The sequence below is a fragment of the Sphingomonas sp. genome (assembly GCF_017745215.1).
GTDB lineage: Bacteria > Pseudomonadota > Alphaproteobacteria > Sphingomonadales > Sphingomonadaceae > Sphingomonas.
On sequence record NZ_JAGHZV010000004.1, the window covers coordinates 206,465 to 231,636 of the forward strand.

Annotated in this window: 23 protein-coding genes; 7 read left to right on the plus strand and 16 right to left on the minus strand. The window is 64.6% G+C overall.

Annotated features, from left to right (window positions below):
* The first annotated feature begins 3 nt into the window (after positions 1-3).
* The 3 genes from J7495_RS06140 to J7495_RS06150 are packed head-to-tail and all read left to right on the plus strand — an operon-like array spanning position 4 to position 4,263.
* Positions 4-2,859, plus strand: coding sequence for a Z1 domain-containing protein (locus J7495_RS06140; protein WP_294055403.1), 2,856 nt, complete (start codon positions 4-6; stop codon positions 2,857-2,859).
* Positions 2,860-2,880: 21 nt separating this feature from the next.
* Entirely contained in the window at positions 2,881-3,426 is a 546-nt protein-coding gene (locus tag J7495_RS06145; protein WP_294055405.1) for a hypothetical protein, read from the plus strand.
* A gap of 27 nt (positions 3,427-3,453) precedes the next feature.
* The gene (locus tag J7495_RS06150) at positions 3,454-4,263 is read left to right on the plus strand and encodes a hypothetical protein (RefSeq protein ID WP_294055406.1); all 810 of its coding nucleotides are present in this window, start codon (positions 3,454-3,456) and stop codon (positions 4,261-4,263) included.
* Positions 4,264-4,284: 21 nt separating this feature from the next.
* On the opposite strand, the gene J7495_RS06155 is transcribed toward J7495_RS06150, so the two are convergent.
* Complete coding sequence (locus J7495_RS06155; RefSeq protein WP_294055408.1) at positions 4,285-4,971, minus strand: hypothetical protein; 687 nt, start codon at positions 4,969-4,971, stop codon at positions 4,285-4,287.
* Positions 4,972-5,338: 367 nt separating this feature from the next.
* Here J7495_RS06155 and J7495_RS06160 point away from each other — a divergent pair, with 367 nt between their 5' ends.
* On the plus strand, positions 5,339-6,259 hold the full coding sequence (locus J7495_RS06160; protein WP_294055410.1) for a HEPN domain-containing protein: 921 nt from the start codon (positions 5,339-5,341) through the stop codon (positions 6,257-6,259).
* Positions 6,260-6,271: 12 nt separating this feature from the next.
* Here the strand turns inward: J7495_RS06160 and rlxS are convergent, their stop codons facing one another.
* From rlxS to J7495_RS06190, 6 genes are all read right to left on the minus strand, one after another.
* Positions 6,272-8,242, minus strand: a complete 1,971-nt coding sequence (rlxS, locus tag J7495_RS06165) for a relaxase/mobilization nuclease RlxS (protein WP_294055411.1) — start codon at positions 8,240-8,242, stop codon at positions 6,272-6,274.
* A gap of 273 nt (positions 8,243-8,515) precedes the next feature.
* Entirely contained in the window at positions 8,516-8,872 is a 357-nt protein-coding gene (locus tag J7495_RS06170; RefSeq protein WP_294055413.1) for a hypothetical protein, read from the minus strand.
* Positions 8,873-9,140: 268 nt separating this feature from the next.
* On the minus strand, positions 9,141-9,767 hold the full coding sequence (locus J7495_RS06175) for a lytic transglycosylase domain-containing protein (RefSeq protein WP_294055415.1): 627 nt from the start codon (positions 9,765-9,767) through the stop codon (positions 9,141-9,143).
* Positions 9,755-10,339, minus strand: coding sequence for a S26 family signal peptidase (locus J7495_RS06180; protein WP_294055417.1), 585 nt, complete (start codon positions 10,337-10,339; stop codon positions 9,755-9,757). The genes J7495_RS06175 and J7495_RS06180 overlap by 13 nt, the downstream gene beginning before the upstream one ends.
* A complete protein-coding gene (locus J7495_RS06185; RefSeq protein ID WP_294055419.1) occupies positions 10,326-10,565 on the minus strand; it encodes a helix-turn-helix domain-containing protein in 240 nt (79 codons plus the stop codon). Before J7495_RS06185 ends, J7495_RS06180 begins: the two co-directional genes overlap by 14 nt.
* Before the next feature lie 152 nt (positions 10,566-10,717).
* Positions 10,718-11,041, minus strand: coding sequence for a DUF736 family protein (locus J7495_RS06190; protein ID WP_294055421.1), 324 nt, complete (start codon positions 11,039-11,041; stop codon positions 10,718-10,720).
* A gap of 542 nt (positions 11,042-11,583) precedes the next feature.
* On the opposite strand from J7495_RS06190, the gene J7495_RS06195 reads away from it, so the two are divergent.
* Entirely contained in the window at positions 11,584-12,150 is a 567-nt protein-coding gene (locus J7495_RS06195; protein WP_294055422.1) for a hypothetical protein, read from the plus strand.
* Between the two features lie 109 nt (positions 12,151-12,259).
* Here the strand turns inward: J7495_RS06195 and J7495_RS06200 are convergent, their stop codons facing one another.
* The 9 genes from J7495_RS06200 to J7495_RS06240 form a co-directional block, all read right to left on the minus strand.
* A complete protein-coding gene (locus tag J7495_RS06200) occupies positions 12,260-14,125 on the minus strand; it encodes a ParB N-terminal domain-containing protein (RefSeq protein ID WP_294055424.1) in 1,866 nt (621 codons plus the stop codon).
* Positions 14,126-14,247: 122 nt separating this feature from the next.
* Positions 14,248-14,655 (minus strand): DUF2958 domain-containing protein, encoded by a 408-nt coding sequence (locus J7495_RS06205; RefSeq protein WP_294055426.1) that lies wholly within the window; start codon positions 14,653-14,655, stop codon positions 14,248-14,250.
* The gene (locus J7495_RS06210) at positions 14,652-14,948 is read right to left on the minus strand and encodes a hypothetical protein (RefSeq protein ID WP_294055428.1); all 297 of its coding nucleotides are present in this window, start codon (positions 14,946-14,948) and stop codon (positions 14,652-14,654) included. The genes J7495_RS06205 and J7495_RS06210 overlap by 4 nt, the downstream gene beginning before the upstream one ends.
* Entirely contained in the window at positions 14,945-15,889 is a 945-nt protein-coding gene (locus J7495_RS06215) for a zincin-like metallopeptidase domain-containing protein (RefSeq protein ID WP_294055484.1), read from the minus strand. Before J7495_RS06215 ends, J7495_RS06210 begins: the two co-directional genes overlap by 4 nt.
* 847 nt (positions 15,890-16,736) lie before the next feature.
* Positions 16,737-17,852, minus strand: a complete 1,116-nt coding sequence (locus tag J7495_RS06220; RefSeq protein WP_294055430.1) for a hypothetical protein — start codon at positions 17,850-17,852, stop codon at positions 16,737-16,739.
* 8 nt (positions 17,853-17,860) lie between these two features.
* Positions 17,861-18,988: an ATP-binding cassette domain-containing protein gene (locus J7495_RS06225; RefSeq protein WP_294055432.1), complete on the minus strand. Its 1,128-nt coding sequence runs from the start codon at positions 18,986-18,988 to the stop codon at positions 17,861-17,863.
* A complete protein-coding gene (locus J7495_RS06230; protein ID WP_294055434.1) occupies positions 18,978-20,534 on the minus strand; it encodes a hypothetical protein in 1,557 nt (518 codons plus the stop codon). Before J7495_RS06230 ends, J7495_RS06225 begins: the two co-directional genes overlap by 11 nt.
* Positions 20,535-20,538: 4 nt before the next feature.
* Complete coding sequence (locus J7495_RS06235) at positions 20,539-21,894, minus strand: hypothetical protein (protein WP_294055436.1); 1,356 nt, start codon at positions 21,892-21,894, stop codon at positions 20,539-20,541.
* A gap of 30 nt (positions 21,895-21,924) precedes the next feature.
* Positions 21,925-23,025, minus strand: coding sequence for an extracellular solute-binding protein (locus J7495_RS06240; protein ID WP_294055438.1), 1,101 nt, complete (start codon positions 23,023-23,025; stop codon positions 21,925-21,927).
* Between the two features lie 607 nt (positions 23,026-23,632).
* On the opposite strand from J7495_RS06240, the gene J7495_RS06245 reads away from it, so the two are divergent.
* Together J7495_RS06245 and J7495_RS06250 are read left to right on the plus strand one after the other, a co-directional pair.
* Positions 23,633-24,196, plus strand: coding sequence for a sigma-70 family RNA polymerase sigma factor (locus J7495_RS06245; protein ID WP_294055440.1), 564 nt, complete (start codon positions 23,633-23,635; stop codon positions 24,194-24,196).
* Positions 24,193-25,110, plus strand: coding sequence for a FecR domain-containing protein (locus J7495_RS06250; protein ID WP_294055442.1), 918 nt, complete (start codon positions 24,193-24,195; stop codon positions 25,108-25,110). The genes J7495_RS06245 and J7495_RS06250 overlap by 4 nt, the downstream gene beginning before the upstream one ends.
* Positions 25,111-25,172: the final 62 nt, after the last annotated feature.

The window sequence follows — 25,172 nt, forward strand, 5'->3', positions numbered from 1 at the left end:
ACAATGCTCTTCGATGCTCTCAACGGTGCGCTGCAGGTCATGCAAAAGGGCCCCAAGCCGCTCGAGCGCTCGCTGTCGTTGAGCGCCCAGGCCAACGACTACGACCCGGCGAGCTGCACCGTTGCCGCACTCAAGGACTATCTGAGGTCGGCATCGGCCGGCGATGAAATCGCCAATGTCTTCCGCCGCGCCCTTGCGGCATGGGACAATGAATCGACCGCCGAATGGGCGGCCGATACGGAGCGCAACAGCGAAACCCGACGTGCGCGCATCTATGAAGCGCTGGGGCTGGACGACGACTTCAAGGCGCTGTGCGACGCCAAATTCCCGTTTCAAAAGCTCGATGCGCCGGTCGTCATCGCCACCGAGCACACCCCTTGGTACACCGACCAGATTCGGCGCTCGCGCAGCTTCTATTGGAATGCCTATGTCGGCCACCTCGCCGCGCAAGGCTGGCCGGAGGACAGCGTTCGGCAGCTCGACGACAGCACCGCGCGAATCGTCGAGCGGCTTGCCGATCCTGCGGACGAAGGCGCCTATCAGACCAAGGGGTTGGTGGTCGGTTATGTTCAGAGCGGCAAGACCGCGAACTTCACCGGCGTCATCGCGAAGGCCGCGGACGCGGGTTACAAGCTGATCATCATCCTGGCCGGCACGCTCGACGTGCTCCGCTCGCAAACGCAACGGCGGATCGACAAGGAAATGATCGGCCAGGAGCTGCTCGATCGCGACTATGTGACCGACGACGATTGGGACTTGTTCCTGAAACACGGAGCCCGCCCGAGCACGCTCGGCGCGTTCGATTGGTACCGCCTGACCGGTCCTGAATCCGACTATCAAAAGCTCGGCCGGGGGATCGAGGCGCTGCAGTTCGAGCGACTCGACCAGCAAAAGCCGCTCTGGCACCCCGACAATCTGTTCGCCACTCGCTCCCGCATCGCGATCGTCAAAAAGCACTCGGCCGTGCTCAATCGCCTGTTGGCCGACCTCCGGCTCCTGCAGCGACGCGGCATCGGCGCGCCCCTCGATCAGATTCCCACCCTGATCATCGACGACGAATCCGACCAAGCCTCCATCAACGTACGCGCCGCCAGCAACGACATCACACCGACGAACAAGGCGATCACCGACCTTCTCCGGCTGCTGCCGCGCTCGCAATATGTCGGCTATACCGCGACCCCGTTCGCCAACGTCTTCGTCGACCCGGCGAACGAGGAAGACATCTTCCCCAAGGACTTCATGATCTCGCTGCCTCGACCGGCGCTCTATATGGGCGTGTCCGACTTCTACGATCTCGACGGACGCGACGACGACGACGCTTCGCGTCCCAACGAGGTCGACTATGTCCGCGCCGTCACCGGCGACGACAGCCGGCCCGACAATCTGTTGAAGGCGATCGACAGCTTCATCCTGTCGGGTGCGATCAAGAAGTTCCGGGCCGCGCGCGACCCCAAGCTGAAATTCCGCCATCACACCATGCTGGCGCACTCGTCGACCCGCACGGCCGACCACGAACAGCTCGCGGACGCGATCCGCACGACCTTCCGCGGCGCGGCTTATGACGGATCGAAGGGCCGCACGCGGTTGCGCAAACTGTTCGAAGAGGATTTCAAGCCCGTCAACGCGCGCCGCGGCGACGATCTGGCATTCCCGGAGTCGTTCGAAGTCCTCGCGCCCTTCGTGGGCGAATGTCTGACCGATGTCGGCGATCCCGCGGATGCGGTGAAGATCCTGAATTTCGAGAACAAGGACGACGCGCCCGATTTCGATAAGGAAGCGACCTGGAAGATTCTGGTCGGCGGGACCAAGCTGTCGCGCGGCTACACCGTGGAGGGCCTAACCGTCAGCTACTACCGCCGCCGCGCGCAAACCGCCGACACGCTGATGCAGATGGGGCGGTGGTTCGGCTTCCGCCGCGGCTATCATGACCTCGTCCGCCTGTTCATCGGTACCGACGAACCCATCGATCGGGCGGGCCGACGTCGCATCAATCTTTATCGTGCGTTCGGTGCCATCTGCCGCGACGAGGAGATGTTTCGCGAAGAACTCAAGCGCTACGCCAACATGGAGGAGCGTATCACCCCGGCGCAAATCCCTCCGCTGGTGCCGAGCCACATGCTGCGACCCACCGCGAACAACAAGATGTTTAACGCGCGCGTCACCTACAGCAATTTCGGCGGGCGCTTGTCGGAATCGACGTTCGCGCCCGACAAGGACGCCGATATCAAGCACAACCACAAGGCGCTGCTGACGTTGCTCGACGACCGGAAGATCGAAACGGTCGAATTGGCGGCGACGGTCGGCGGCGCGTCCATCCGGCTCGACGCGCGCACCGTCGCATTGCCGCCGGAAGACATGATCGCGTTCCTCAAGGATTTTCACTGGTTTAATACCGGCGACGAACGCGGCCGTCCGAAGCCGATGCAGCTCCAGATCGAGTTCCTGGAACGCACCGGCGCGCAAAGCGCCGGCGTCACCGATTGGCTGCTCTTGGCGCCGCAAGTGGATTCGGACCGCACGCCGCTGACGATCGGGAAAACACCGTTCAACGTGATCCATCGCGGCTATAACGACGGCCGCTTCGGAACGTACAACGATCCCAAGCATCGTGCGCTGGCCGAGTACATCGCTTACCGAACCGACCTGCCCAACGCCAATCAAGGCCTGCAAAATCTGCGAAGCCCCGGTCGCGGCGTGATAATCTACTATCCCGTGACGCCGGAGAAGGTGCCGGCAAAAGCCAAGGCCCCCTACGGCACCGGCTTTACGCTTCTCTTCCCGCCGAACAACATCGCCACGCCGATCACCTTCGGTGTGCGCAGGCAGGATAAATCGGCGGCAGTGGTGGTCCCGGTGTGAAGACAAAGTCGGAGAATCGCAATGTGGGAGAGCGTTGACGTCGAGATCGTGCGCGAGGTTGATCCCTCAGCGATCGGCCCGTTCGAGAATGCCGACGCGGAGGACGGCATCCTCCTGAACCACGCTTATGTGGATATGCGCGGTTACTCGATCGCCGACGCGCGTCAGCTTGTGGCCGAAGAGGCCGAATTGCTGCAGGAGATCGGCGCGATCTGCGACGACGACGACGATCGTTTGGTGGAGCTGCTCGACGAAATTTACGAGTCCTGCAGTGAGCTGGGCGGATTCGACGTCGGCACGGGAGGTGCCATCTACGCACTCTCAGCGGCCGGCGCCGCGCCGATCTCGAGTTGCAACGGCGGCCTGCTCGGCGAGGCGCCGCATTCGTCGCAGGTGCCGCACATCCTATTCTCGGTGGACAGGGAGCGGTTGGCGCCGATTCTCGCGGCGGCCGAAGCCGCCGAGGTCGGGTTGCTCAACAATTCGGGACATGTCGAGGTTTTCGCGGACCGGATTCCCAAGCTCAATGCCTTCGCCGAACGCCTGCTGATCGAGCTGGAGCGCTGAGAGAGTGCGCGCTCTCCATCGACCGATATGACAACGGTTCGCCTCACCAGCCTGCTGCTCGTCGAAGAGCGGTTGTTCGAGGCCGACTATTTTGCCCGCCGCGTCCGCCGAACCCGTGCGTATGAACTCCAATATAATCTCAATGCCTTTCTGAGCGCGGCGCGAAGCGTGACTTTCCTGCTTCAGAAGGAGATGGCGCATGTCCCCGGCTTTCGCGAATGGCTCGCGCAAAAGCAGGACGAGATGCGTGCCGACCCCGTCGCCCGCTTCTTCCTTCTCCTGCGCAACTTCTCGCAGAAGGAAGGCCGGGTTTCGACCGTCGGTTTCGGCGGCACCGGCATGGGGCGCCGTTGGACGTACCGGTTTGCCGGCCGCGAACCCGCCATGCCGGCAGCGCTCTACGACCGCGACGTCGCAGAATGTTGTGTGGAGCATGTCGCGAAGCTGGCGCGATTGACGTTGGAATTCGCCGAGGCATTTCCCTTCCATAGCTGCCCGCATCAGGCGCTGACTGAAGAGGGCATTGCCGCGCTTGGCGTATCGCTCGCCGACGTCGCGGCCTCCGCCGGCCTTCCCGAGGGCTGGCTCGACGTCGCACCGCCCGATCTCGCAGTTCAGCTGGCGGGCGTGCGGACATTGGTCGACGGAGTCGATTTCAAGGCAATCCGCAAGCTTGCCCGACCGCCTCGGCGAACGACCACCCGGGGAAATCCACACGCCGACAATTTGCAGCGTCTCGTTCTCGACAATGTCGGATCGGGACCGAAAGGCTATGCGATGATAGCGGCCGCGCTGTTACTGGGCGGCATCCCGGACGACGGCGAAGCGGGGCAGTAAACCGCTCCGCCGCCACGTCTCTCACACCGCCGCCGTCTCGTCGATGTCCGGGACGATCTGCGCCAGCTCCCACACCCAGGGGGAGACATCTTGGATCGTCACCAAATGCCGGTGCGCCGCATAATAGTCACGCACCGTGGCAAACCGATCCTCGAACCGGGCATAGAATCTCGCGCGCACCATCTCGTCTTTGCTCAGCACGCTCGGGAGCGCGCGCCCGCCCTGGAGAAATTTCTCGGCGTGCTGCGTTCCCAGGAGATAGAGATATTTGCGCTTGGTCGTTTCGCTGTCGGCGAGCAGGAAGAAGTCCTTGAACACGCCGTTCTGGCGGATCGACTCCGCGCCGCCCCGCCAGCGGATGAACTTGAATTCCGCGACCCGTCGATTGGTCTCCAGATCGAACTCACGACCGGCGTTACCCGCGCCCAGTGAGACGGACTCGACTTGCTCGTCCGGCTCCAGGATGTGGGGCAGGCACAGCAGAATGCCGAGCGCATGGATGGTGACGTTGATCTGACCCGCAAGACGCTTCACTTCGGCGGCAGCTTCTAGCAGCGCGCCATCCGCTTCAATCTCGCACAGAAATTTATGGCAGGTGGCGGACGAAACACCCACCGCCCTCCGCTCGAAGCCAGCTAGCCTTTGGGTGAGATCGGCCCCCGTAAAGCGGGCTAGCCGCTCCACAACCTGCGCCAAATCGAGCGCCATTACGTGGGTGCGCTTTCGTGAGCTTGTTTGAGTGCAGCTAGTGCCACCAGCTCATCGACCTAGGCCCGCGGCGCATCCTATTGAGCGGCCAGTACCGGCGAAGATTGGGCCGTCCCCGTAGACTTTCGTTTCCGCCATACCGTTTCCCTCGGAATGTCACGTACAGTGATAAAGTCTTGTCTCGAGAACGCGTTCGCCAATTGCCCTTAGCATACGGGATGAATCAATCGCGAGAACGGCAGCTTCATGGATCGGCGTCAAGGCTATGTGAAATGCCTAAATTTGGCGCACGGCGACCGCGGTTGAGGAAGAGTCCCGCGCAGAGTAGCATCGGGGATGCTCGCGTTTTTCAATCACGGCCCGCACCATGCGTAACGACGTCGATCACTTGCCCGCGGCGCAGCAGGCTGAGCTGGAGCGCGTCAAGAAAACCCTAATGGGCGAGTTCGCGCAGGCGATCTCGGGTGCGACGCAGCCGTGGAAGCGGAACGGGAAGATCCTCAAGATCATCCTGTTCGGGAGCTACGCGCGTGACGATTGGGTGGATGAGCCGGAGAACGGCTATCAGTCGGACTACGACCTGCTGATCATCGTCAGCCACAGCGACCTGACCGACATCGCGGACTACTGGTATGTTGCCGAGGACAAGATCCTTCGGGACGAGGCGGTCGGACGGCCGGTCAACATTATCGTCCACACGCTCGACGAGGTGAACAAGGCGCTCGAGCGTGGAGAGTATTTCTGGGTCGACATCGCGCGCGACGGCATTGCACTTTACGAACTTCCCAACCACGCGCTTGCTACGCCGAAGCCGCTGGCGCCGCGCGACGCGTATGAGATGGCACAGCGGTATTTCGACGAACAGTCCGGCGCGGTGAAGAAATGGGTCGAAGTGGCGGCATTCGCAGCCGGTAAGGACGAAGATGCCGCCAACTGGCGAAAGATCGCAGCCTTCAATCTGCATCAAGCGGCGGAAACCGCATATGCCTGCTTCCTGCTGGTGCGGACCCTCTACTTCCCCCGCTCGCACAACATCAAATTCCTGCGCTCGCTGGCCGAGGACAAGGAGCCACGGCTGATCGAAGCCTGGCCACGCGCGACGCGCGTCGATCGGCGCCGGTTCGAGCTGCTGAAGCGTGCCTATGTCGAGGCGCGCTATTCGGCGAGCTACACCGTCTCGGCCGAGGATCTCGATGCGATCGCCTCGTCGGTGAAGCGGCTGCGCGACGTCGTCGAGCAAGTCTGCCGCGAGCGCCTCGAAGAGCTGCGCGCCGAAGCAGGCGTCTGACGCCCGCTCTCCTCACGAAATCTCCGGACCCACGCGCCCGCGCCCGAACCGCCAGTTGACGCCGTCGTCGCGCATGATTCCACCGACCTCTTTGCCGATCTGCTTCTCAAGCGCCGGACGCCAGGGCACGAGAGTGAACTCCTTCGATTTCTCAATCAGCGCAAACTGCCCGCTGGTGAGATCGAGCCGGCGCGCGAGGCGCCCCTCGATGCGCTCGCCGTTGCGCGCCTCGGCGAATGGCCGGCCGAGCTCGTCCGACAGCTGGTCGGCGACGCGCAGCAGCTCGCGGCGCTGGAGCGCGGCGAGCAGGTTGACGCGCACGCGCAGCTGCCCGTCCCGTTCTTCGGCAAGGCCCTGCTCGACGAGCCATTGGCGGCGGACATCGAGCGCGGTGCGGACCTCGCGCCCGAATCCAGCGTCACGCAACGGCTCCGGCCGATCGGCGGCCAGCTCACGGTCGAGCCAGGTCGCGGCGTCCGCGCGAGCGAGCTGCTTGAGCGGCGTTGGCGAAAGCAGTTCGACCTCCACCGGACGCTCGCGGAGCTGCCGCTGTTCATAGGCGGCGGCGCGATCGAGATGGTCGACGGCGATCCGCCAGTGGCCGTCGGGCTCGCGCTCGACGCCGGCCCCCGCGCGACGCATCGCTTCGAGCCGGCGGACATGGGTTTCGGCGAAGACTTCGCTGGCCTGGGCATCGTGCCGTAGATGGAGCTCGACCGAGTAATAGCCGTCATTCGCCGCGGCGACTTCGGCGACGGTGCGGTCGGCCTCGCGAACCGACGCCTCGCGCGCCGACACGCGGACGATCGTGCCCTCGGACAGCGGCGCGGTCGCCGACCCAAGCCCGATATCGACATAATGGGCGCGGCCGTCGATGCCATCGACGAGCAGATAGTGCTTGTCGCGGAGCTCGTCGGCGAGACCGCGCGCGACCACCCGGCCGACGACCGGCGCTTGGTCGGCGCCGATCTCGAAGATCGCGCGATCGGCGCCTTCGCGCTCGAGCCGGCGCGCGGTCAGCTCGCGCTGCATCGTGCGGATGATGTCTCCGCGCTCGGCCATGGCACGCAGCGTCGCTTCGAGATCCTCGGCAAGGCGCCAGCGACCGCCGCCCAGCTCTTCGGCCAGGCCCATGCTCCCAAGCGTCTTGAGCCGGCCGGCGCGGAGCGACTGCTGGAAGGGATCGTGGTCGGCGCTCGCCACGACCCGCTCGGCATCCATCGCACGGAGGAGTTTGCGATCGATCGTGGTCAGCCGCTCGGCGCCGATCTCCTGGCGCAGCCGCGCCTCGATCTCGCGGGCGGTGCGCGGCCCCAGGTCGAGCGTCACCAGCTCGGCGGCGCGGGCGCGGATGCCGTGCGCGATATATTCGCGGGCAATGACGAGATTGGCGCCGCGTTCGTCGACGCCGCGCAGCAGGATGTGCGTGTGCGGATGGCCCGTATCGAAATGGTCGACTGCGACCCAGTCGAGCCGGGTGCCAAGGTCGGCTTCCATCTGCGCCATCAGCCGGCGCGTGAGCGGCCTGAGATCTTCATATTCGGCGCCGTCCTCGGCCGAGACGATGAAGCGGAACTGGTGACGGTCGCCGGCCGAGCGGTCGAGGAACCCCCTGCCGTCGGCATGGTCGTCGCCAGGCGAATAGAGCCGGCCGGGCTCGCCCTCGCGCGTGACGCTGTCGCGCTGGAGGTAGCGCAGATGCGCGCGGGCGCCGGCGATCCCCTTGCCGCCGAGCCGCACCAGCCTGGTCTTCACCACCGCGCGGCGGGCGCGGAAAGCGGCGTGGCGGTCGCGGCTCGAGAGCAGCCGCCCGACCGCTGCGCCCCGGCCGATGCGGCTGCCGTCGAACCGCCGGCCGCGCTTGCCCAACACCTTGCCCGCGCGCGCCGCCGCGGCGACCACCAAGCCGAGGTAGCGCTTCCCCTTCCTGCCGGGGCGATTGCCGATCCGACCGAGCTTGGGTTCGAAATCGTCGTCGCTCATCGGCCATGCCCACCGCTGAGGGGAGTCTCGCGACTGCGCCCGAAAACCCACGGAAATTCGCCGTTCCGCGCGCGACCGTCTCGCGGGCGCGCCGGCCTGTCTCGTGAAAAAAAGATGTGCAGACAATCACTTGGCATGTGTCGCGAGACACTGCCTTTATCTTGCATTCGCCCTTCTAGCTTCGCCCCCTCTCCCTCGTTCCCTTGCCGGCTCAAAAAGAGAGCCGAGGCACGGCGCCCGCTGGACGCCGCACCCCGGCCTGAAATCAGTTGCTCAACGCGCATCGGCATAGGCGCGCCTGGCCGCGCGCTCGCTGCGGAATGTGCGCCGACCCATCAACCCATGCGGGCATCCGTCGCCATCGACGATGCACACCGCGACGAACCATTCGCCGTCGAACCGCCCGAAAATCGCCACCCGATCGAGTTCGATCGCGTCGTCATCGGCGGCGTCATAGGTCCCGAGCCAGCGCTCTGAGACACGCGCATCCCAGTGAAAATCGGCCTCTTCGGCATCGAGAAAGCGCTGCGCCAGTGCTTCGCCGACCTCGCGTCCGAACTCGAGCGCGAGCCCTGAAACCAGCGCCGTCATCACGCGCTCCGATGCCGCTCCGATACTTTCAACAGACATGACCATACTCCTCAACACCGTCCTCCTGATCGAGAACGACGTTGGAGAGACGGGCGGCGGAGCGGCTGTCAGGGCCGCCGGAGCGAAAGCGGAGGCGCCGCGAAGCGGACGCGGGGGGAGCCGATTTTGTTGCGCCGGGGCCAACAACGCGCGCGCGAAGCGCGCTCCATTTCGCAGCAAAATTGGGGGGCACCCGCGGGCCTTGATAGCCGCTCCGCCGTCCGTCATGCTTGGACGAACGAGACGAGCCCCCTCCCACCTCTGCGGCTCAGGGGACATCGCGGCGGATCGCAAACAGGGGCGGTCGCGGCGTCGCTTCGGCAGCAGGTTCTGCGGCAATCGTGACGCTTGCGCGCATCGCGAACAGCGGATCGATGGGGGGCGGTTCGATCCCCTTCGGTGCTGACCTTGCGGCCGGCCGCGCTTCCGGGGCTTGCCCGGTGACCTGCGCCAGATAGGCGATCGTCTCCGGCGGAAGCCGCGCTTCGCCCCGCAGATAGGCGGCGTAGCGGCCGGGCCCGGCATTGTAGGCGGCGAACAGGCCGGGATAGCCGAACCGGTCGTACATCAGCCGGATATAGGCGGTCCCGGCGAGGATGTTGTCACGCGGATCGTCGGGATTGGCGCCGAGACCGAGCCGCGCGCGCATGTCGGCCCAGGTCCCCGGCATCAGCTGCATCAGGCCGATCGCGCCCTTGGCCGACCGGATCGGGCGTCCGCCGCGCGTGGTGCGGCCGCCGCTTTCGGCGCGCATCACTCGCGCGATCCACTCCGACGGAACGCCGAAGCGGAGCGACGCCTCGGCGATGAAGCCGCGCCACTGGTCGACGGGATCGGCCGCGACCGGCAAGGTGGCGACCGGCGCGAGCGCGACGAACAGGCTCAGCGCGCCCATAGCAGCCGTGCCTTGCCGAGGATGTCGGCGCGCTCGCTGACGCCGAAATAGCGCCCGTCGAACGAGTCCGGGCTCGATTCGACAAGCAGGAACCGCTGGCCCTCGCGCAGGCGCACACAGCCTTCCCACCAGGGAAGCGGGCGGCCCTCCCGATCGGCGGTGCGGCGGGTGACAGAGGGGCTACCGTTGATGAAGATGCGTGCACCCAGCGCGCAGACTTCGTCGCCGGGCATGGCGACGACGCGCTTCACTAGCGGCACGTTCGAGGGCAGGTAGCGGCGCGCAGCGGCGAGCCGGCGAGCCCTGTTCGGCGGCCATGCGATCACCAGCTCGCCGGTCGCCGCCGATGCGCCGGGCGACACCGAATAGAGCCCGATCGCCATGCTCGGGCTGGCATTCCAGACCAGCCGCGGGGTCGGCGGCGCGACTGCGGTCGCGAGCGCGCACAGCGCCGGAACCGCGACGAGGGCCGCGCGGCGGCGCAGCCGGCTGCGCGACGCGCGGGCGCTGCGCAGCGCCTCGCCCCAGGCGAACAGCGGCCCGTCGGACCCGCGCGCGTCACCGCTTCGCATGGCGCACCTCGCGGGCCGAATGCTCGCGCGACCAGTTGTCGAGGTCGTCGATATGATATTGGACGTAGCGGCTGTGGCGCCGAAACACCGGACCCTTGCCGCTGGTGCGCAGCTTCCTGAGCAGCCGCGCCGATAGCGCCAGATAGGCCGCGGCCTGGTCGGTGGTGAGGAAAGGCGTGCCGCGCCGCGCCCGTGCGGCGCGCTCGATCGTATCGTCGTCGTCCATGGGATCGTTCCGGTTCGCCGAGCGGCGGGATGCCGTCCGGTTCCGCGGGCGATGCCGCGCCGGCCCGTGAGCCGGCAGGATCGAAAACGAAGACCTCCGAATTCGATCCGGCTTGGCCCCGCGCCGCGGTGGGCGCGGGGCCTCGCGCCGGCTCAGTCGGCCGGGTTCCAGATCAGCGCGAACACATCGTCGTCGTCCTGGCCCGCCGCACGGCCGAGGTTGGCGTAGAGCCGGCGAGGTCCGAACTCGGGCGCGGCGAGGCTCAGCGACACATAGTCCTTGCCCGAAGTCTCGCCGTGGCGGACCCAGCCCGCGCCGATCTCGACGCCGCCGGCGACGACGCGGTAGTCCGGCTGCACCTCGCTGGTCTTGCCGCGGTTGGGGCTGATCTCGATCTCGGCGCGGATCGACAGCGTCCTGAGCTGGCCCTTGAAGCCGCCGTTGGCGGTGCGGGAAACGGTTCCGATCGAAGGCATTGAAGGTCTCCTGATTGCTCGCCCACGACCCTTTCGCGTGCGACGGGCGACCAAAAGGAGCGGCGCAGCGGGACGCGCGAACCGTCAGGCCGAAGCGTGAGCGGAGGACCGGAGCGGCGGGCTCATTTGCAGCGAAGCGGCCGCGAGGAGCCGGCCTTGGCCGGCGGGGAAATGAGTTCGCCCGCGATGGTTTCGCGCGGTCCGAGCCCGCTCCAGGTCGACGGACGACGCTGCGGAATGGGTACGCCGGCACGCACGGGAGACCCGTATCCGGCACGAACCGCCTCATCGCGCCGGGCGGAGTACAAGGCCGATGCACTCGACGAGGGTCCGCGCATTAAGGGAGCGACCAACCGCTACTCGGCAGATCGGATCCGTATTTTCGGCGGCGGCAGGAGATCTCGCCGGCATTTGCCGACGCCAGCGACGCTCGACGGCTCTCGTTCATGTTGACTCGCGTCCAGCACCGCTCGTCACCAGCCTCTTGCGCGATCACGTGGTCCGCTTAGCCTGAATCGAGTTCGAAAGAGCTGGAAGGGAACATGAGCGAAGCCCACGCGCCACAAGTCGAGGATCGCGTGACCCATCGTCACTGGGAGCTAGACCTATCGCTCGCGGGTAAGGTCAAGCCCCCCAAAAAGCGGCGCTACAAAGCCAGGAGGCAGCAGATCGTGCGTTTCCTCGGCCAGGACGGCTCGATCGAGCGCTTCGCAATCCGAATGACGATTCCCTATCCGGGATACGAGGCTTTCAACCCTCCGAGTCAGGCGCAGTACAGTGCCGTGATGGATTACTTTCAGGAGTGCTGCGAGACGCCGTTTCAAGCGAGTACGATGCTCAGCGCCAGAGACTACGCCGAAGCCGTCGCCGATCGCTTTTCCTTCACCGCACCAAGAAGACGCCTAATAGCGTTGAGTACCGCGGCATTCATCCTCTCCGATCGCGAGGTGAGAGCGCTCGTAAGGTCGCTGAACATAGCGACCCGATCAGGCAAATATTCTGGTCCCGCTCGCCGCAGCGCGCATGTCGGATGTTACAAGCGAGTCACCGGATTTGCCTCCAAACTGATCGACGACATGCGAGGCGAGGGAAGCGAGATATTCGGATAAACCCGAAATAGCCGCGCGCCGCAGCCCGGAGGGCGGCGGCGCGCGGCCGAATTTTGACCCATTTTCGAGCAGGAAACGGGCGGCAGGACGCGCCGCCGCCCGTCCGTCTTCATGCCGCGAGCGGCACCGCCTCAGGCTCCGGCTGCGCGGCCGGCTCCGCTTCCGGATCCGGCTCGGGAAGCGCGCCCGCGCCCGGCGACGCCGGGTCCGGCTCGTCGTCGGCGGTGAGCGCGGCGACCACCAGCGCGCGCGCCTTGACGCTGCCGACGCCGCCGCGCGTGGTATAGGCGTCGGGCGGGAATGCCATCCACTTCGGCACCCATCCCTCGACCTTGGCGCGCCCGCCCGTGCCGTCGAGGCAGTCGCGGATGATGCGCTTCATCGTCGCGCCCTTCTCCTTGGCGTTGGCGTCGGCGACGCTCTTACCAGCGACCTCGGCGACGAGCATGGCGAGCACTTCCTTGTCGCGGACCTGCTCGAAAAAGGCGTCGTCGGCCTGCCACCAGTCCGCCATGCGCACGCCGATCTCGGCACCGACCGCCTCGACCGCAGCGCTTCCGGCGGCGAGGCTCTCGCCGATCACGATGGCGATCACGTCGAGCAGCTCGGCGTCGCCGAGCGCGAGCAGCCGCAGGAACACGCCGACGATGCCATAGGGATCGCCATTGCCGCCGACCACGGTCGGCTCCTCGGGATCGAAGCCGAGCAGCCCCAGCACCGCGCGGCGGCGCTCGTCGAACACCGTCTCGCCGCGACAGGTTTCGACGCTCTCGCGGACCGCATCGTTCGGTGCCGACTGCGGCTCGGGGCGCACGCTCCACAGGTGCGAGCCGGTGATCGCGTGCGCCACCATCAGCCGCAGCGCGACCTGCGGGTGGCCGGTCAGCGCGGCGCGGACGGCGGCGTGGCGGTGCAGGTCGATATAGCCCTGCATCGCGCTGGTGACCTCGGGCCGCTGCGGCTTGGTGGCAGGCGCGGCGGTGTCTCCGCCGTTCTCGCCGTCGCGTCGCCGCGCGCGCTGCGCCTCCCTGCCGGTCAGATAGCCCTCGTGGAAGGTGACCTCGCCGCGCGGGGACACGACGATATAGACGCGCCCGCCCTTGCGCTTGGTCGCCTTCTCATACTCCCACGAATGGAAGTGCGCGTCGGGTCCGACCACCACCGCGTCGCTCCATCCCGCTTCGAGATAGGCGGCGCGGCGCGCCTCGACCGCTTCGTTCTGCGCGGTCCAGAATGCGCCCACGTCCGCGAAATAGCGGTCCTCGCCGAACAGGTCGGCGACGGTGGCGATCCCGCTCGCCTCCACGTCGAATAGCGCGTTGCCGACCGGCACCGACGCGCCGCCGAACAGCCACGCCTTGAGCTGGTGGCCGGTCGGGCAATAGGCCGATTCGTCGTCGTAGAGCGCGAGCCACTCCTTCTGCCGGGCCTTGCTGGCGAGCGTCAGCTGGCGGACGGTCGCGGCATCGATCTGCTCGCGGCGATAGAGGTCGCGGATGCGCGGCAAGAGGTTGCCGAGCGCGAGCACACGCTTGATCGTCAGCTCGGGAAGCCCGAACGTCGCGACCAGCTCGGCGAGGCTGCGCCCCTCCTTCACCAGCCGGGTGAACGTCTCCCACTGCGTCACTTCGTCGGGGTCGAGGCGGGCGAGGTTCTCGATCAGCGAGGCCTCGACCGCATCGGCGTCGTCGCCGCCTTCGAGGATCGCGCACGGCAGCGGCTCGGCGTCGGGCGGGCTGGCAGGCTTGGCGGCGCGGCGTTCCTCGGCGACGATCCGCGCGGCGTGGAAGCGCCGCGCCCCGCCGACGATCTCGAACACGCCGGGCTCGCAATTGGGCCGCACGATCAGCGGCTGGATGACGCCGCGCGTGCGCACGGTCGGCAGGATGTCCGACACGTCCGGGGCCTTCTTCGCATAGCGCATGTTGGCCTTGCTGACGGTCAGCTTGTCCAAGGGAATGAATTCGAGTTTCATGGCACTGCTCCTGATTGGAGTGCCGGTCCCGTCGCGCTTGCAGGTGAGGCGGGACCGGCTTCGTTGCGGCGAGACGCGCCGCGCGTCAGGGAACCCATCAAAGTAGTACTTTGATGGGACCCTCAGCCGTCCCCCTCAGGGTCCGGAAGCGGGTCGGAGAGGATCGCGCCGCGCGTGCGCGCGAGCCGCTCGGCGAGCAGGATCGAACCGGCGAGGCGCGCCGACCTGGCCCAGACCGACAGCGGCACGTCGCTCGCGAACAGCAGGTCGCGCTCGATGCCGAGCCCGAACGGCAGGCGCACCGCCGCCAGTTCGGACAGGCTGAACGTGCCCAGCTCGGGGCAACCGAAGCCCAAGTCGGCGAGCCCAAACAGCGTGTCGCCATCGGGATGAAGCTCGGTCGCAAGCCATGTCGCGGGACCAAGCGGATTGAAAAATTTGACCAGCGGCGCAGGGTCGTGGCCGGGGTGGTCGGGGGCGTCGCCGTTGCGGCGCAGCGCCGCGCGCAGCTCGGGGGTGAGCAGGTTCATCGGTCGGACTCCTTGGGGAAGGTGGGGGAGGAAGGCCGGTCGGGCGGCGCGGCGGGCGTCGGCGCGGGCCGGGGCGTGAACAGCTCGAGCTGGTTGCGCGCGGCGAGGTCGAACAGGCCGAGGTCGCACGCGCGCTGCGGCTTCTTGGGGCCAAGCGGCTGCGCGGCGCGCAACGCCAGCCGGTCGGCCTGCGTGATCGGCGCGACGCCGGGAACGAGGCTCTGGACGCCGATCGGTGTCGCCTCGGCGTCGAAGCGGGCTGGCGCGGACGCGACGGGAGCGGGCGTGCTCATGCCGCCCGCTCCCGCGCTGCGTCCTGCGCTTGCGTGTGGCGCGCGAGCAGCCAGTCGGCGGCCTTGGTCGCGGCGCTCGCGGCGCGGAAGATCGCGCGATTGTCCTCGCGCAGCACGTCGAGCCAGCTCGCGATATAGTCGGCGTGGCGCACGGTCGGCGCGATGCCGAGCGCCGCGCACAGGAACGCCGAGCCCATCTCGGCGACCAGCTCCTCGCGCGCATAGGGCTTGCTGCCGAAGCAGCCCGACTGGTCGCGATTCAGCCGGGCCGGATGCCCGGTCGCGTGGGTCAGCTCGTGCAGGCAGGTCCGGTAATAGTCGACCTGCTCGAAGAAGGCGGGCTGTGGCGGGACCTGCACATAGTCGGAACCGGGCGCGTAGAAGGCGCGGTTGCCGCCGATCCGCACCTCGACGCCACTCGCGGCGATGCAGGCTTCTGCGACAGGGACGATCTCGCGCTCGGGAAGCGGCACTGGGTCCGGGGCGAGCCCTTCGCGCAGGCCTTCGCACTGCGCCACGTTGAACACAGTGAAACGCTTGAGGAACGGGATCGCGCGGCTCCGCTCGTCACCGGACGCGGCGGGCTCGCCGCCTTCGCGTCCCTCGCCGCCCGCGCCTTCGATCCCACCCCCTCTGCCGGTCTTGCCCGCCTCGCGCGGGATGAAGCGGTTGGCATAGACGACGCTGGTGCCGTGCTCGCCCTTGCGCACGCAGCCGCCCGCCTCCTGCGCCTGCCGGAAGGTGAGCCAGCTCTGCGACGGATAGCCATGGCGGATGACCGCGCCCCACAGGATCAGGACGTTGACCCCGCTATAGGGGCGGCGGCTGAGCGCGTTGCGCGGCAGCCCGGGACCGGGGCCAGCCGCGCCCCACGGCTGCACCCATGGCAGCCGCCCGGCTTCGAGTTCGGCGATGATGCGGTCGGTGACTTCGTCGTACAGGCTGACGCGGCCGGCGCCACGCGCCGGGGTCCGGCGGCCGGTCTTGGCGGAACGCTGGTGGGGAGAATGCACGGCTCGCCTCCTTGCGCCACCCGAAAAAGCCCATGGCCCTCCCGGAAAGCGGGGGCGGGCGGCGAGAAGCGACCGGAGAGGCCCGCACGAGCGGGCGGCGGCACCGAAGGGCGGAACGCAAGTGGAGCACCCCGGAGCGAAGCGGAGGGGTTGCCGCCGGCCGCGGCGGGCCTAGCAGGGAGCGCCGCCCGTCCCCGCTTGCCGGGAGCGGCCTCCAGCAACGCCGCCGCGCGCACGCGCGGCGTCCGTCAGGCCGGTGCCGTCAGGCGCCGGCCCAAGCGCCAGCGATCGTCACCGAAGGCCGAGACCGGCACGGGCTCGGCAGAGCCGGGCTCTGCCCGGCGGCGTAGAGCGCGGTCGCCCGGACGGCGAACGGCGATCAAACAAAAGGGAGCACTCTTGCGAGCGGCGCGGCGCAGCGGCGTGCGCGCGGGCCTGGGGGCTAGCCGCCGTTGCGCCGCAAGCCAGGCGAGCAAGTGTGCGACGCGGGCCTACGACAAACGCGCGAACCCTGGCGGCATGCGCAGCATGTCCGCCAGCGTGCGCACCGCTTGCCCGCGTCCATCTGCCGTTGCCGCCGAGCGGGCGAGGTGTCAGAGGATAGTTGAAAATGGCCGGAGGTGCGAAAACACCGGACGAACGACCGCCTCGACCGTTTTGCCAAATTTCTGACCAGCCCACGACTCGCATCGGTAGCTGCGTCGCCGACGATGTCCCATCCCGTACAAGTCGATGGCCCGGCTAACGTACGCGATTGCGTCTGTGCTCGGGGGTGTTAGGCGAATTCGCGACTGAGGAAGTCGTTGGTGCCCCGCATGGCACGATGCGAACGCGCGTGTGAGCGGGACGCCTCAGTGCGGTCCTCAGCCTGCCCAGCATGATGCCCGCAATTCTTTGCGGGGTCGGCTACGGTGTCGATCTCGCACAGTTCCCGCTTAGTCGCGTAACGATGGAAAGCATGACCGAAATTCCAAGCCTTGAACCGAAGCAAGCTTTCCGTTTCGGAGCCTCCAACGCACAGGCGCTCGAAACCTAGTGCTCTCGCGGTGTGCATGGCTTCAAGAAAGCAAAACTGGGCTCCGCCTCTCAGATTGTGATCGGCCAAATGGACATAAAGCGCAGCCATATCGCCGGTCACCGCTCCGCCGACAGAAAGGCCCACCATCTTGCCGGCGACCTCCATAACCCGACCGAAATGCTCCGCGCGAGCAAGGCGAAGACGCTCCAGAAAGCGCACGACCGGCGCAATCGCGCGGTCGCCCTTATGTGCCCCATGGTCATCCATCTCGCCCGCAATGCGCTCAGCAAAGGCGCAAGCCGCGGCGAAGTCGGTATCTATGTCGTAATCGCGAACTATGGGCTCGCCGTTTCCACGAACGAACCGGCGGGCTTGATAGCGCCAATTTGAGAATTCTGCCGACGGAAAGCTCTGAGGCAGGTCGCGCGGCAGGACCGCTTCCGGCAAGACTGCGCGGAGATCCCATTCGATCTGCGGAAATCGATCCTCGAACTCGACCGGCGTATTGGGACCGCATACCAGATCGGCAACGGCGCTCACTTGCTCGGCTACGGTAACTGAACGTTCTATCGGAACGTGGCGAAGCGTATCGAGGCGGATGCCTTGCACTTCCATGAGCTTCACCAACTCGGCGAAGAACGCTGGGAGGTCGGCTCCGAAGGGTGCGAACGCGACCGCGTGCCGCAGCTTATCGTCCCTGCTCACGCTGACGCTTACCAGACAGTCGCCGTCTGCTGAGGACGCGTGGAGAAGTTCGTCGCCTACGAAAAACAGCGTATAAAGAGCGCCGAATTCATAATGAGGCGCGTGGGCAGCTCGCTCCCTTGCGAGGCCTTCAGCGAGAGCGCTGTACTTGATGTGGTCAACCCGCATTCCCATGGTCAGCGATGGCCTTCCGCAACGTGCGAGCGCGAACTCGTCGGTTCTTCAATTCCCACCCATATATCGGCATTTGGTTTCACCCAAGCCTCCGCCTTACCGGGAACGCACGACCATATCGACATCGGCTCCATGGCATCGTTCGAGAATTCTACCAGCAAATTGGTGCATGGTTTGTCACCGTCGGTCTGGTCTATTTCACGTACTTTCCCCTGAACGTAGGTTGAATTTTCCTGCGTCAGACGCACAAGAACCTTATCGTCGTCGATAATCACGAAGCCCCTGGTGCCCGTTTTCCGACGGCGCAGCTGAAAAAGGGCCTCGATCTTACCGATCGCCTCGGTGTAAAAAATGTTTTTGGCATCGAAAAATTCCGCCCAAAACAGGGATGGCGGCCGTGCTCGAATTTCAGAAAGAGGGTAACCTAGGCCGCCGTTCGTATCAACAGTGATAGACTTTCCGCCACGGGCGGTATTTTGGTCAATGGCCACGAAACGTGGGTTGAGTGGGGCAAGGCGCTCAATCAACATCCGGTCGTGGGTGATGCAGATGACAAAACGCCGGTCGACGTTGAGCTCCGCGATCCAACCGGACGTCGCCAAAGGTTGGCGATGCTGCAGATAAACATCGAGCGCTGTCACGAGCTGCTCAATTCCGAGATAGTCAAGGGAAGAGCTGGGCTCATCCAGAATCATGCCAAAGCGGGATGTCATCAATGTCCGCGCGATGCTCAGACGCTGGGCTTCACCGCCACTGAGTGTGGCTGCCGATTTCCTCTGGCTGGTCGTCAGATCCACGTAGCGCAATACCGCCTCGATCTCGCTGTTGGATCCAAGCGCGAATTTCGAACTGTGGCGCACTAGCTCGAGATTATCGAGCACAGTTCCGGGGACCAGTTCCGCGTGCTGCCAGCACATCGCTGGCAGTTCGTGCACGACGCTGGGCTGTTCACGCCTCAGCCCACAGAGATAGGTAGCCAGAGAGGTCTTGCCTCCACCATTGGGCCCAACGACAATTAGTAGCCCCTTGTCGGGGACGATGAGGCGAGGAATTTCTACATCGATTCCTGTCGGCAGCCGAAAACGGCCGTCTTTTATCGAAAAGTTGGGGGCAGGGTTCTCATCGGACATTAGAACGCCTCGAGATTGCGAAGAGCAAGGTCGCCATTCCAAGCAAAAGGGCCAAGAGGTAACTGATTACGACGCCGGTCGCGATGAAGCCTGGGTCATAGGTTGTTGAGATCTGATCGCGGAACCAGACACCGAATGGCCGGTCTGAGCCCGCCGTGGAGCGACTGACGGAGGTGTCGAAGAGCGCGAAGAACAACCATAGCAAGGCTGCGCCGAGCAGTGCAGGATGGGCATGGCCGATTGACAGCATCAAGCGACGCCCCGGTCTGACCCCTGCATTTTCCAGCACGCTCTGGAAGCGGTTATTCCGGCTGACTGGGTGCAGCGCCGCGAGGGCAGCGATAGCGGGAAATAAGGTTACCCACATCCAGAATGCGGCCCAGCCGGCGCTGCCGGCAGATTGAAACAGGTAGCTGGTCGGCGTAACGAAGAAATCTCCCCGCATCACTGGCGGTATGAGCAACCCAAACATTGAGATCGCAACAGCGACCGAAAGCGCGCCGCTCGGCGGACGCGTCTCACGCTGCTGTACGACAAGGTAGATCACGAGCGCGCTGCCGGCCGACAGAAATATTCCGACCGCCAGATAGATGACGGTGGGCGCCGTAATCAGGCTGATTGCTGCCAAGAATGGCATGAGCTTCCCGTTCATTTCCGAATAATGACTCAATGAAACAGCGAGCGGCGTGCCGCCAATCAAGACCGCAAGGGCCCAAAGCGGCCAGACGGCGACGGATCGTCTTCTCTGAAACAGCTCTTTGCGCTTGCCGCGTATCGAAGCTCTCCACCAGCCAAGCACGTTTGCGCCTCCCGCGGCAATCGCTCCGACGATCGCAACAACGAATGTCAATGCATACGCTATTGCGCGATTGTCGGTGGTTTTTGACCAGTCGTTTATGACGTTGCCCAAACCGGTAAGCTGCCCTCCGCTCGAATAGCTCATGCCGACATTATCAGTAGCCATGATCATTAATACGAACAAAAACTGAGCTATTATGGCCGATAATATATTTGGAATGACGCGATTCTTTATGATTTGGCTTTCGGAAAGGCCGAGGCTCTGCGCTACCATGAGTATGTCATGAGAGAAGCGCGATACGCTTAGATAGCTAAACACCAAGCAAATTGGCATATATCTGTACACGAGCACGTAAGTCGCGAGTGGTATCGGCGGAGACGGTATGGTCCGTGCAATCCAGGTAATGGCTTCATAAGGAAGCGCCTGCGGCATCAGGAACAGGCAGATGAGAAGAATTTTGAACCTGAGATTTCGAGTGTGAATAACCCATGCCACCAGCAGACTTAGCACCACCGAAATAATGCTCGCGGATGTGACGACTAGCAGATTTGCCGGATTCTGGAAGAAATGGAGGCTTTCTTTCCCGGCCCTACTCAGCGCCGTCGAATCCACGTTGTGCAAACCATCGACCGCTAGGCCGGCGGCAATCACACACGCAATTGCCGGCAACCCGAATACCAACAGTACATAAATCCGCAGATATCGGTGCCACTTAGTGGCGGAAGATCGGGAGGCGGGATCAGTCATGGCCTCACTCAATCTCAAATATCGAAAGCGGATGCGGTGCTTTAAGCGGGATCACTCGGTCAATCACCTCTATTCCTGCGAGATCAAGGCCAAGCAGTACATTGCCCTTTTGATTGAGTGGTACCCAACACGGCAAACTTACGCGCGTGGCATCGAAAGTAGGACTTCCAATGAGCAATTCACGTTCGAATTGGCGTCTTACCCACGTATCGATTGTCCTTGCATCTTTTCTTACTTCGGTGGAGTAGGGAGCCGGCAGCATTAGATACCCTAGGCATTCCATATACTTGGAAAGCATGGCGCCTTGCGGCGCTAGAATTGGAAGCAGCTTGATTTCGGGTTTTGCGGTGTCAAGAAGCCATGACCCGCCCCCGATAACGATCGTTTCAACTTCCTCTTCAATTGCATCCATGAGGACGAAAGGGTTGTCGACGACGATCACGTTGGCATGCTTGCCTGCGAGCCGGAGCCCATCTAGCAGCGCGGTTACCTGCTTGATCTCCTCATCTTGAAACAGTTCGGCCTTGCCGGTGATCGTTATGGCCAAGAGATTCCAGAGCAGGACTGGCCAGTTCAGCACGTAGATTTTGCAGCTCGGAGGGGTGTCCGAATTCACGGCCGCCACTAGCGCGGCGAGGTCAATCGACGGGCGTCCAGCAGAATCCTGCACCGCGAACCCCCCGACCGAAGAAGCCGGAGTCACCTGCTTCAGCACGACACCGGCCAGTCCCCAGAACAGCGGTCGAGCATAATGTGCAACTCGCTCGGCCGTGAAATCAATGGCTGCGCGTTTGTCCGGCTCAAGGCCTTCCATCTTATAGTTCTCGTCGAGCCCCAAGGCTTGCATTTCGGAAAGCTTGTAGGTCTCACCGCCGATCTGGACCCCACTATGGGCGAGCGGAATAAGGGCCTCACGATCGAAAGTGACGACGTAGCCGGCCGTATCCCGAAAGCGACGCGTCAATTCGGACCGCTCTCTAGCTATATAGTCAGGAAGACTGCCGCGTCGGTAGGATACGATCTCGAAACGAGGCGCGCGCTGTAGGACGTGATTGCCTATCACACTTGAGAACATGAACTCTTGAAAGAACTGCACGTGATGGCGCTGGCAGATGCATACCCAACGTCGCCGCAGCACTAAGGGAGCGAAACGTAGCCAGACGAAATAAACGACAAAGCACAAGAAAATCACAAAAAATAGGATACGAGTTACATCCCCGACGAACTTCTGCTGCATCGCCGACCACAAACCCAGCAGTAGTATCATAAAAGGGTAGGCTGCGGGCCAAAGTCTATGCTTGGTTATTGGGAGCAGATTGCGCTCGACGAAGCCAGAAATGGCGTGCAGAAAGCTATGCATCGGCTAAGCCTCACCTTGCTATGCCGATTATTAACGAGCGACTTTAAAGCGGTTCCAAACCTCTAACCATTGCGCCTCAAGCGTGCTAGGCCCCGGAAGTTCTCGGAACTGGAGCGTTCCCGCGATGCGCTCCGCATCTTCAGGAGTGGTCGATTTGAGCGCCTTGCGCACAGGTTCGGCGATGTGGAGGTACGCCGTTTTGCGACTTACCTGCGAAAAATAGGCTTTGCGCGAAGCTAGCATCGCCAGGGTTTCAGGCCGCATCGCCGCAGCAATCAGCGCTCGGGAAGCTACCGGATCACGCGCGGTAGCCGGAATGGCGAAAGCTTCGACCCACATGATGCCCCCTTCATCGGGCACAACATAGTCGATCGGTAGCCCCGACGACTGTAGCGCCGCGGAAGCCCATTCTCCGATGCCCGGTACGATCGCCACCCGTCCACTGCGCAGGTCGTCGATCACCGCACCCGTGTCGGCTTGAATTGAAGCAACTTGGGGACGCAATTGCAGGAGGTATTTCTCAAGTTGCGCCAATTGCTGGGAGTTGAGATCATATGGACGAGAGTTGCCGAGGCTCTTCGACAATATCCCCATTGTTGGCAGATACCAATCGAAGATGCCTACCTTTCCCTTGGCCTTGGGGCTCAGTAGAACGCGATAGCTTTGAACGTCGGAGGGCGAGAAAATCGTCGTATTGTACACCAGGCCAACCGCTCCCCAACGCGCCACCGCGCCGAACGTCTTACCGTTCAAGCTCGCTGGATTTCCGTCGGTGAAAGAAGTAAGCAGGTCAGGAAATTTCCAGTCATCGTCGGTAAGCTCGCGGAGTGCCTTTTCAGCAAACAGCTTGCGGCCAAATTCCGCGTCCACGATAACGACGTCAAAGGTTCCGGGAGGGCTCTTTGTGAGCAGCTGATACATCTGCTCGCCACCGGAATAGGTCTGGACTACGACCTTCCTGCCCGTAGCTTTCTCGAGAGCCGCCACATAGTCGGGTTCGTCATAACCCACCCATGTCAGCATTTTTAGCGGTGCGGTCGCTGTGGTGCTTGCGCGATGATCAAGCCAATACCAGCCGATAGCGATAACCGCCAGTACGACGATCAGAAGAACCGCGGTCCTAGCGCGCATTGCCTTGCCCCCTCGTTAATGCTTCTCGCCCTGTGTTCAGACGCAAGTTGCCCCGTCGAATCGGTGCCCACCCCAATTCGATAGACACCTTTGGCTATCACAGAGATTCTATAGTGTCACTTCCGGCGGAGGATGATTACGAAAGTCAATCCGCAAGCCCGGCCATTGACAAACCACCGATCTCAGACACGCCTGTGGAAGTGAGACTACGGCTCTAGGTCAAGCGTAAGGCCGATGATCCCGCAGTTAGAAAGATGAACTGGTTTGGTGGTAACTATCTCCGGAACGGAGCAAGTCGCAGGCCGCGGGATCGCTTCACCGCAGCTAAGGTTGAAGTCGCGCAAGCCCTTGCTACACTGGCATTGCATCCGGCCCTGCCGCGGTGCCGAGGCGTGAGAACCTCGATCTGAGAGCCAGTTCTGCCCAGGCATTCGCCGGGTGGCCGACGTGCATGTCCAAGCTCTTCGGGGCCAAAGACGTCGGCGCATGACTCAGGCATGTTCTCAACACCCGGCTTCTCGCGCTGGTCTCATGCGCGGGAGACGGCGATGGCAGAACTGGGCATTCGGGCAGGAGCGGCACAGCCGCCGGGCGGCGGCGTGCCCAGATGACGTTCGACCGGTTCCTGCCACCCGCACGCCTCGGCGAAGACGATCCATTGCCACCCGAGGATCGCGTGTCGCCATGTGGCTCGATCGCCTCGGACGCGCTCTACCGCAGCCAGTCGCCGCGGCTCGCGCGCTTCTTCGCGCGGCGTATACCGCGTGATGACGTCGCCGATCTCGTCCAGGAGAGCTTTCGCCGCCTGCTCGGCACCACGACCCGCGTCGAACGCCCCGAGGCCTATCTCAGCCGGATCGCCGGCAACCTGGTACGCGACCGCGCGAGCGCGGCGGCGCGGCACCACGACGCGGCGCACGAAAGCTATGACGATGACGCGATCGCCGGCCTCGATCCGCACCACCAGCTCGAGGCACGCGATGCGGTCACGCGCCTCGAAGAGGCTCTGACGACGCTCAAGCCCAAGACGCGCGAAATATTCCTGATGCATCGACTCGACGGTCTCAGCTATGCGGAGATCGCCGAGGCCAGGAACATGAGTATCAAGGGCGTGGAAAAGCAGATCGCCAAGGCTTTGTACCTGCTGCGCCGCCGAGTCGGCGCGCTTTGACTTCGGACCGGATCGAGCGCGAGGCGTCCGACTGGTTCGCGCGCCTGCGCGGGCCCGACGGCGAGGCCGAGCGCGAAGCGTTCGAGCGCTGGCGCGACGCCGATCCGCGTCATACTCAGGCCTTTGCCGAATATGAGAAGCTATGGGCCGCATACGGCACGGTGCGGCGCCCGCGCGAAGCGCGGCCCGCGCCGCGCCCGCAATGGAGTTGGCCAGCGCTCGCGGCCGCGTCGATCGCCATCGTGCTCGCGATCGCAATCGGCGTGTGGCGCTTCGGCGGCGCGGAGCCGGCACCCGTCGGGCCGCCGCTCGTCGCGTTCGAGGCGACGGATGCCAAGGCGCTGCGGCTCGACGACGGCAGCGTCGTGCTGCTGGCGCCGGGCGCCACCGTGGCGGTCGCCTATTCGGGTGAGGCGCGCGAGGTTCGCCTGACCGGCGGTGAGGCGCGCTTCGTCGTCGCGCATGACGCGAGTCGGCCGTTTCGCGTGCTCGCCGGCACCTGCTCGGTGCTCGCGACCGGGACGGTCTTCGACGTGCGGCTCGCCGGCGGCGACGCCGATGTCGCCCTCATCGAGGGCCGGGTCGAAGTCCACCCCGGCCACGGGCGCCCCATCCGGCTTATCGCGGGCGAAGGCGTGGGCGCAGACGGCTTGCGCCGCCCGGCCGCGATCCCCCAGCGCTGGACCCCACCGCGCGTCTCGGTCGAGGCGATGCCACTCCGCGACGTGCTGGCGCTCGCCAACCGCGGTACGTCGGCGCCGATCGAGCTCGGCGACGCCACACTCGGCGATCGGCAGGTGACCGGCACCTTCGACCTCGCCGACACCCGCGCGCTGGCGCGCAAGCTCGCCGCCGCGCTCGACCTGTCGCTCGACGAAAGCGGCAGCCGCCTGGTGCTCGCCGGACCTCGCTAGCCGTCGACCCCTCGATAATTTTCGGGGGGATTTCTCCGACCCGCCGTCAACGCCTTCCGAGA

Bases quoted from the DNA above. Each gene is read 5' to 3' on its own strand.
- J7495_RS06140 (WP_294055403.1), top strand. From the start codon at position 4: ATGCTCTTCGATGCTCTCAACGGTGCGCTGCAGGTCATGCAAAAGGGC.
- J7495_RS06145 (WP_294055405.1), top strand. From the start codon at position 2,881: ATGTGGGAGAGCGTTGACGTCGAGATCGTGCGCGAGGTTGATCCCTCA.
- J7495_RS06150 (WP_294055406.1), top strand. From the start codon at position 3,454: ATGACAACGGTTCGCCTCACCAGCCTGCTGCTCGTCGAAGAGCGGTTG.
- J7495_RS06155 (WP_294055408.1), bottom strand. From the start codon at position 4,971: ATGGCGCTCGATTTGGCGCAGGTTGTGGAGCGGCTAGCCCGCTTTACG.
- J7495_RS06160 (WP_294055410.1), top strand. From the start codon at position 5,339: ATGCGTAACGACGTCGATCACTTGCCCGCGGCGCAGCAGGCTGAGCTG.
- rlxS (WP_294055411.1), bottom strand. From the start codon at position 8,242: ATGAGCGACGACGATTTCGAACCCAAGCTCGGTCGGATCGGCAATCGC.
- J7495_RS06170 (WP_294055413.1), bottom strand. From the start codon at position 8,872: ATGTCTGTTGAAAGTATCGGAGCGGCATCGGAGCGCGTGATGACGGCG.
- J7495_RS06175 (WP_294055415.1), bottom strand. From the start codon at position 9,767: ATGGGCGCGCTGAGCCTGTTCGTCGCGCTCGCGCCGGTCGCCACCTTG.
- J7495_RS06180 (WP_294055417.1), bottom strand. From the start codon at position 10,339: ATGCGAAGCGGTGACGCGCGCGGGTCCGACGGGCCGCTGTTCGCCTGG.
- J7495_RS06185 (WP_294055419.1), bottom strand. From the start codon at position 10,565: ATGGACGACGACGATACGATCGAGCGCGCCGCACGGGCGCGGCGCGGC.
- J7495_RS06190 (WP_294055421.1), bottom strand. From the start codon at position 11,041: ATGCCTTCGATCGGAACCGTTTCCCGCACCGCCAACGGCGGCTTCAAG.
- J7495_RS06195 (WP_294055422.1), top strand. From the start codon at position 11,584: ATGAGCGAAGCCCACGCGCCACAAGTCGAGGATCGCGTGACCCATCGT.
- J7495_RS06200 (WP_294055424.1), bottom strand. From the start codon at position 14,125: ATGAAACTCGAATTCATTCCCTTGGACAAGCTGACCGTCAGCAAGGCC.
- J7495_RS06205 (WP_294055426.1), bottom strand. From the start codon at position 14,655: ATGAACCTGCTCACCCCCGAGCTGCGCGCGGCGCTGCGCCGCAACGGC.
- J7495_RS06210 (WP_294055428.1), bottom strand. From the start codon at position 14,948: ATGAGCACGCCCGCTCCCGTCGCGTCCGCGCCAGCCCGCTTCGACGCC.
- J7495_RS06220 (WP_294055430.1), bottom strand. From the start codon at position 17,852: ATGCGGGTTGACCACATCAAGTACAGCGCTCTCGCTGAAGGCCTCGCA.
- J7495_RS06225 (WP_294055432.1), bottom strand. From the start codon at position 18,988: ATGTCCGATGAGAACCCTGCCCCCAACTTTTCGATAAAAGACGGCCGT.
- J7495_RS06230 (WP_294055434.1), bottom strand. From the start codon at position 20,534: ATGACTGATCCCGCCTCCCGATCTTCCGCCACTAAGTGGCACCGATAT.
- J7495_RS06235 (WP_294055436.1), bottom strand. From the start codon at position 21,894: ATGCATAGCTTTCTGCACGCCATTTCTGGCTTCGTCGAGCGCAATCTG.
- J7495_RS06240 (WP_294055438.1), bottom strand. From the start codon at position 23,025: ATGCGCGCTAGGACCGCGGTTCTTCTGATCGTCGTACTGGCGGTTATC.
- J7495_RS06245 (WP_294055440.1), top strand. From the start codon at position 23,633: ATGACGTTCGACCGGTTCCTGCCACCCGCACGCCTCGGCGAAGACGAT.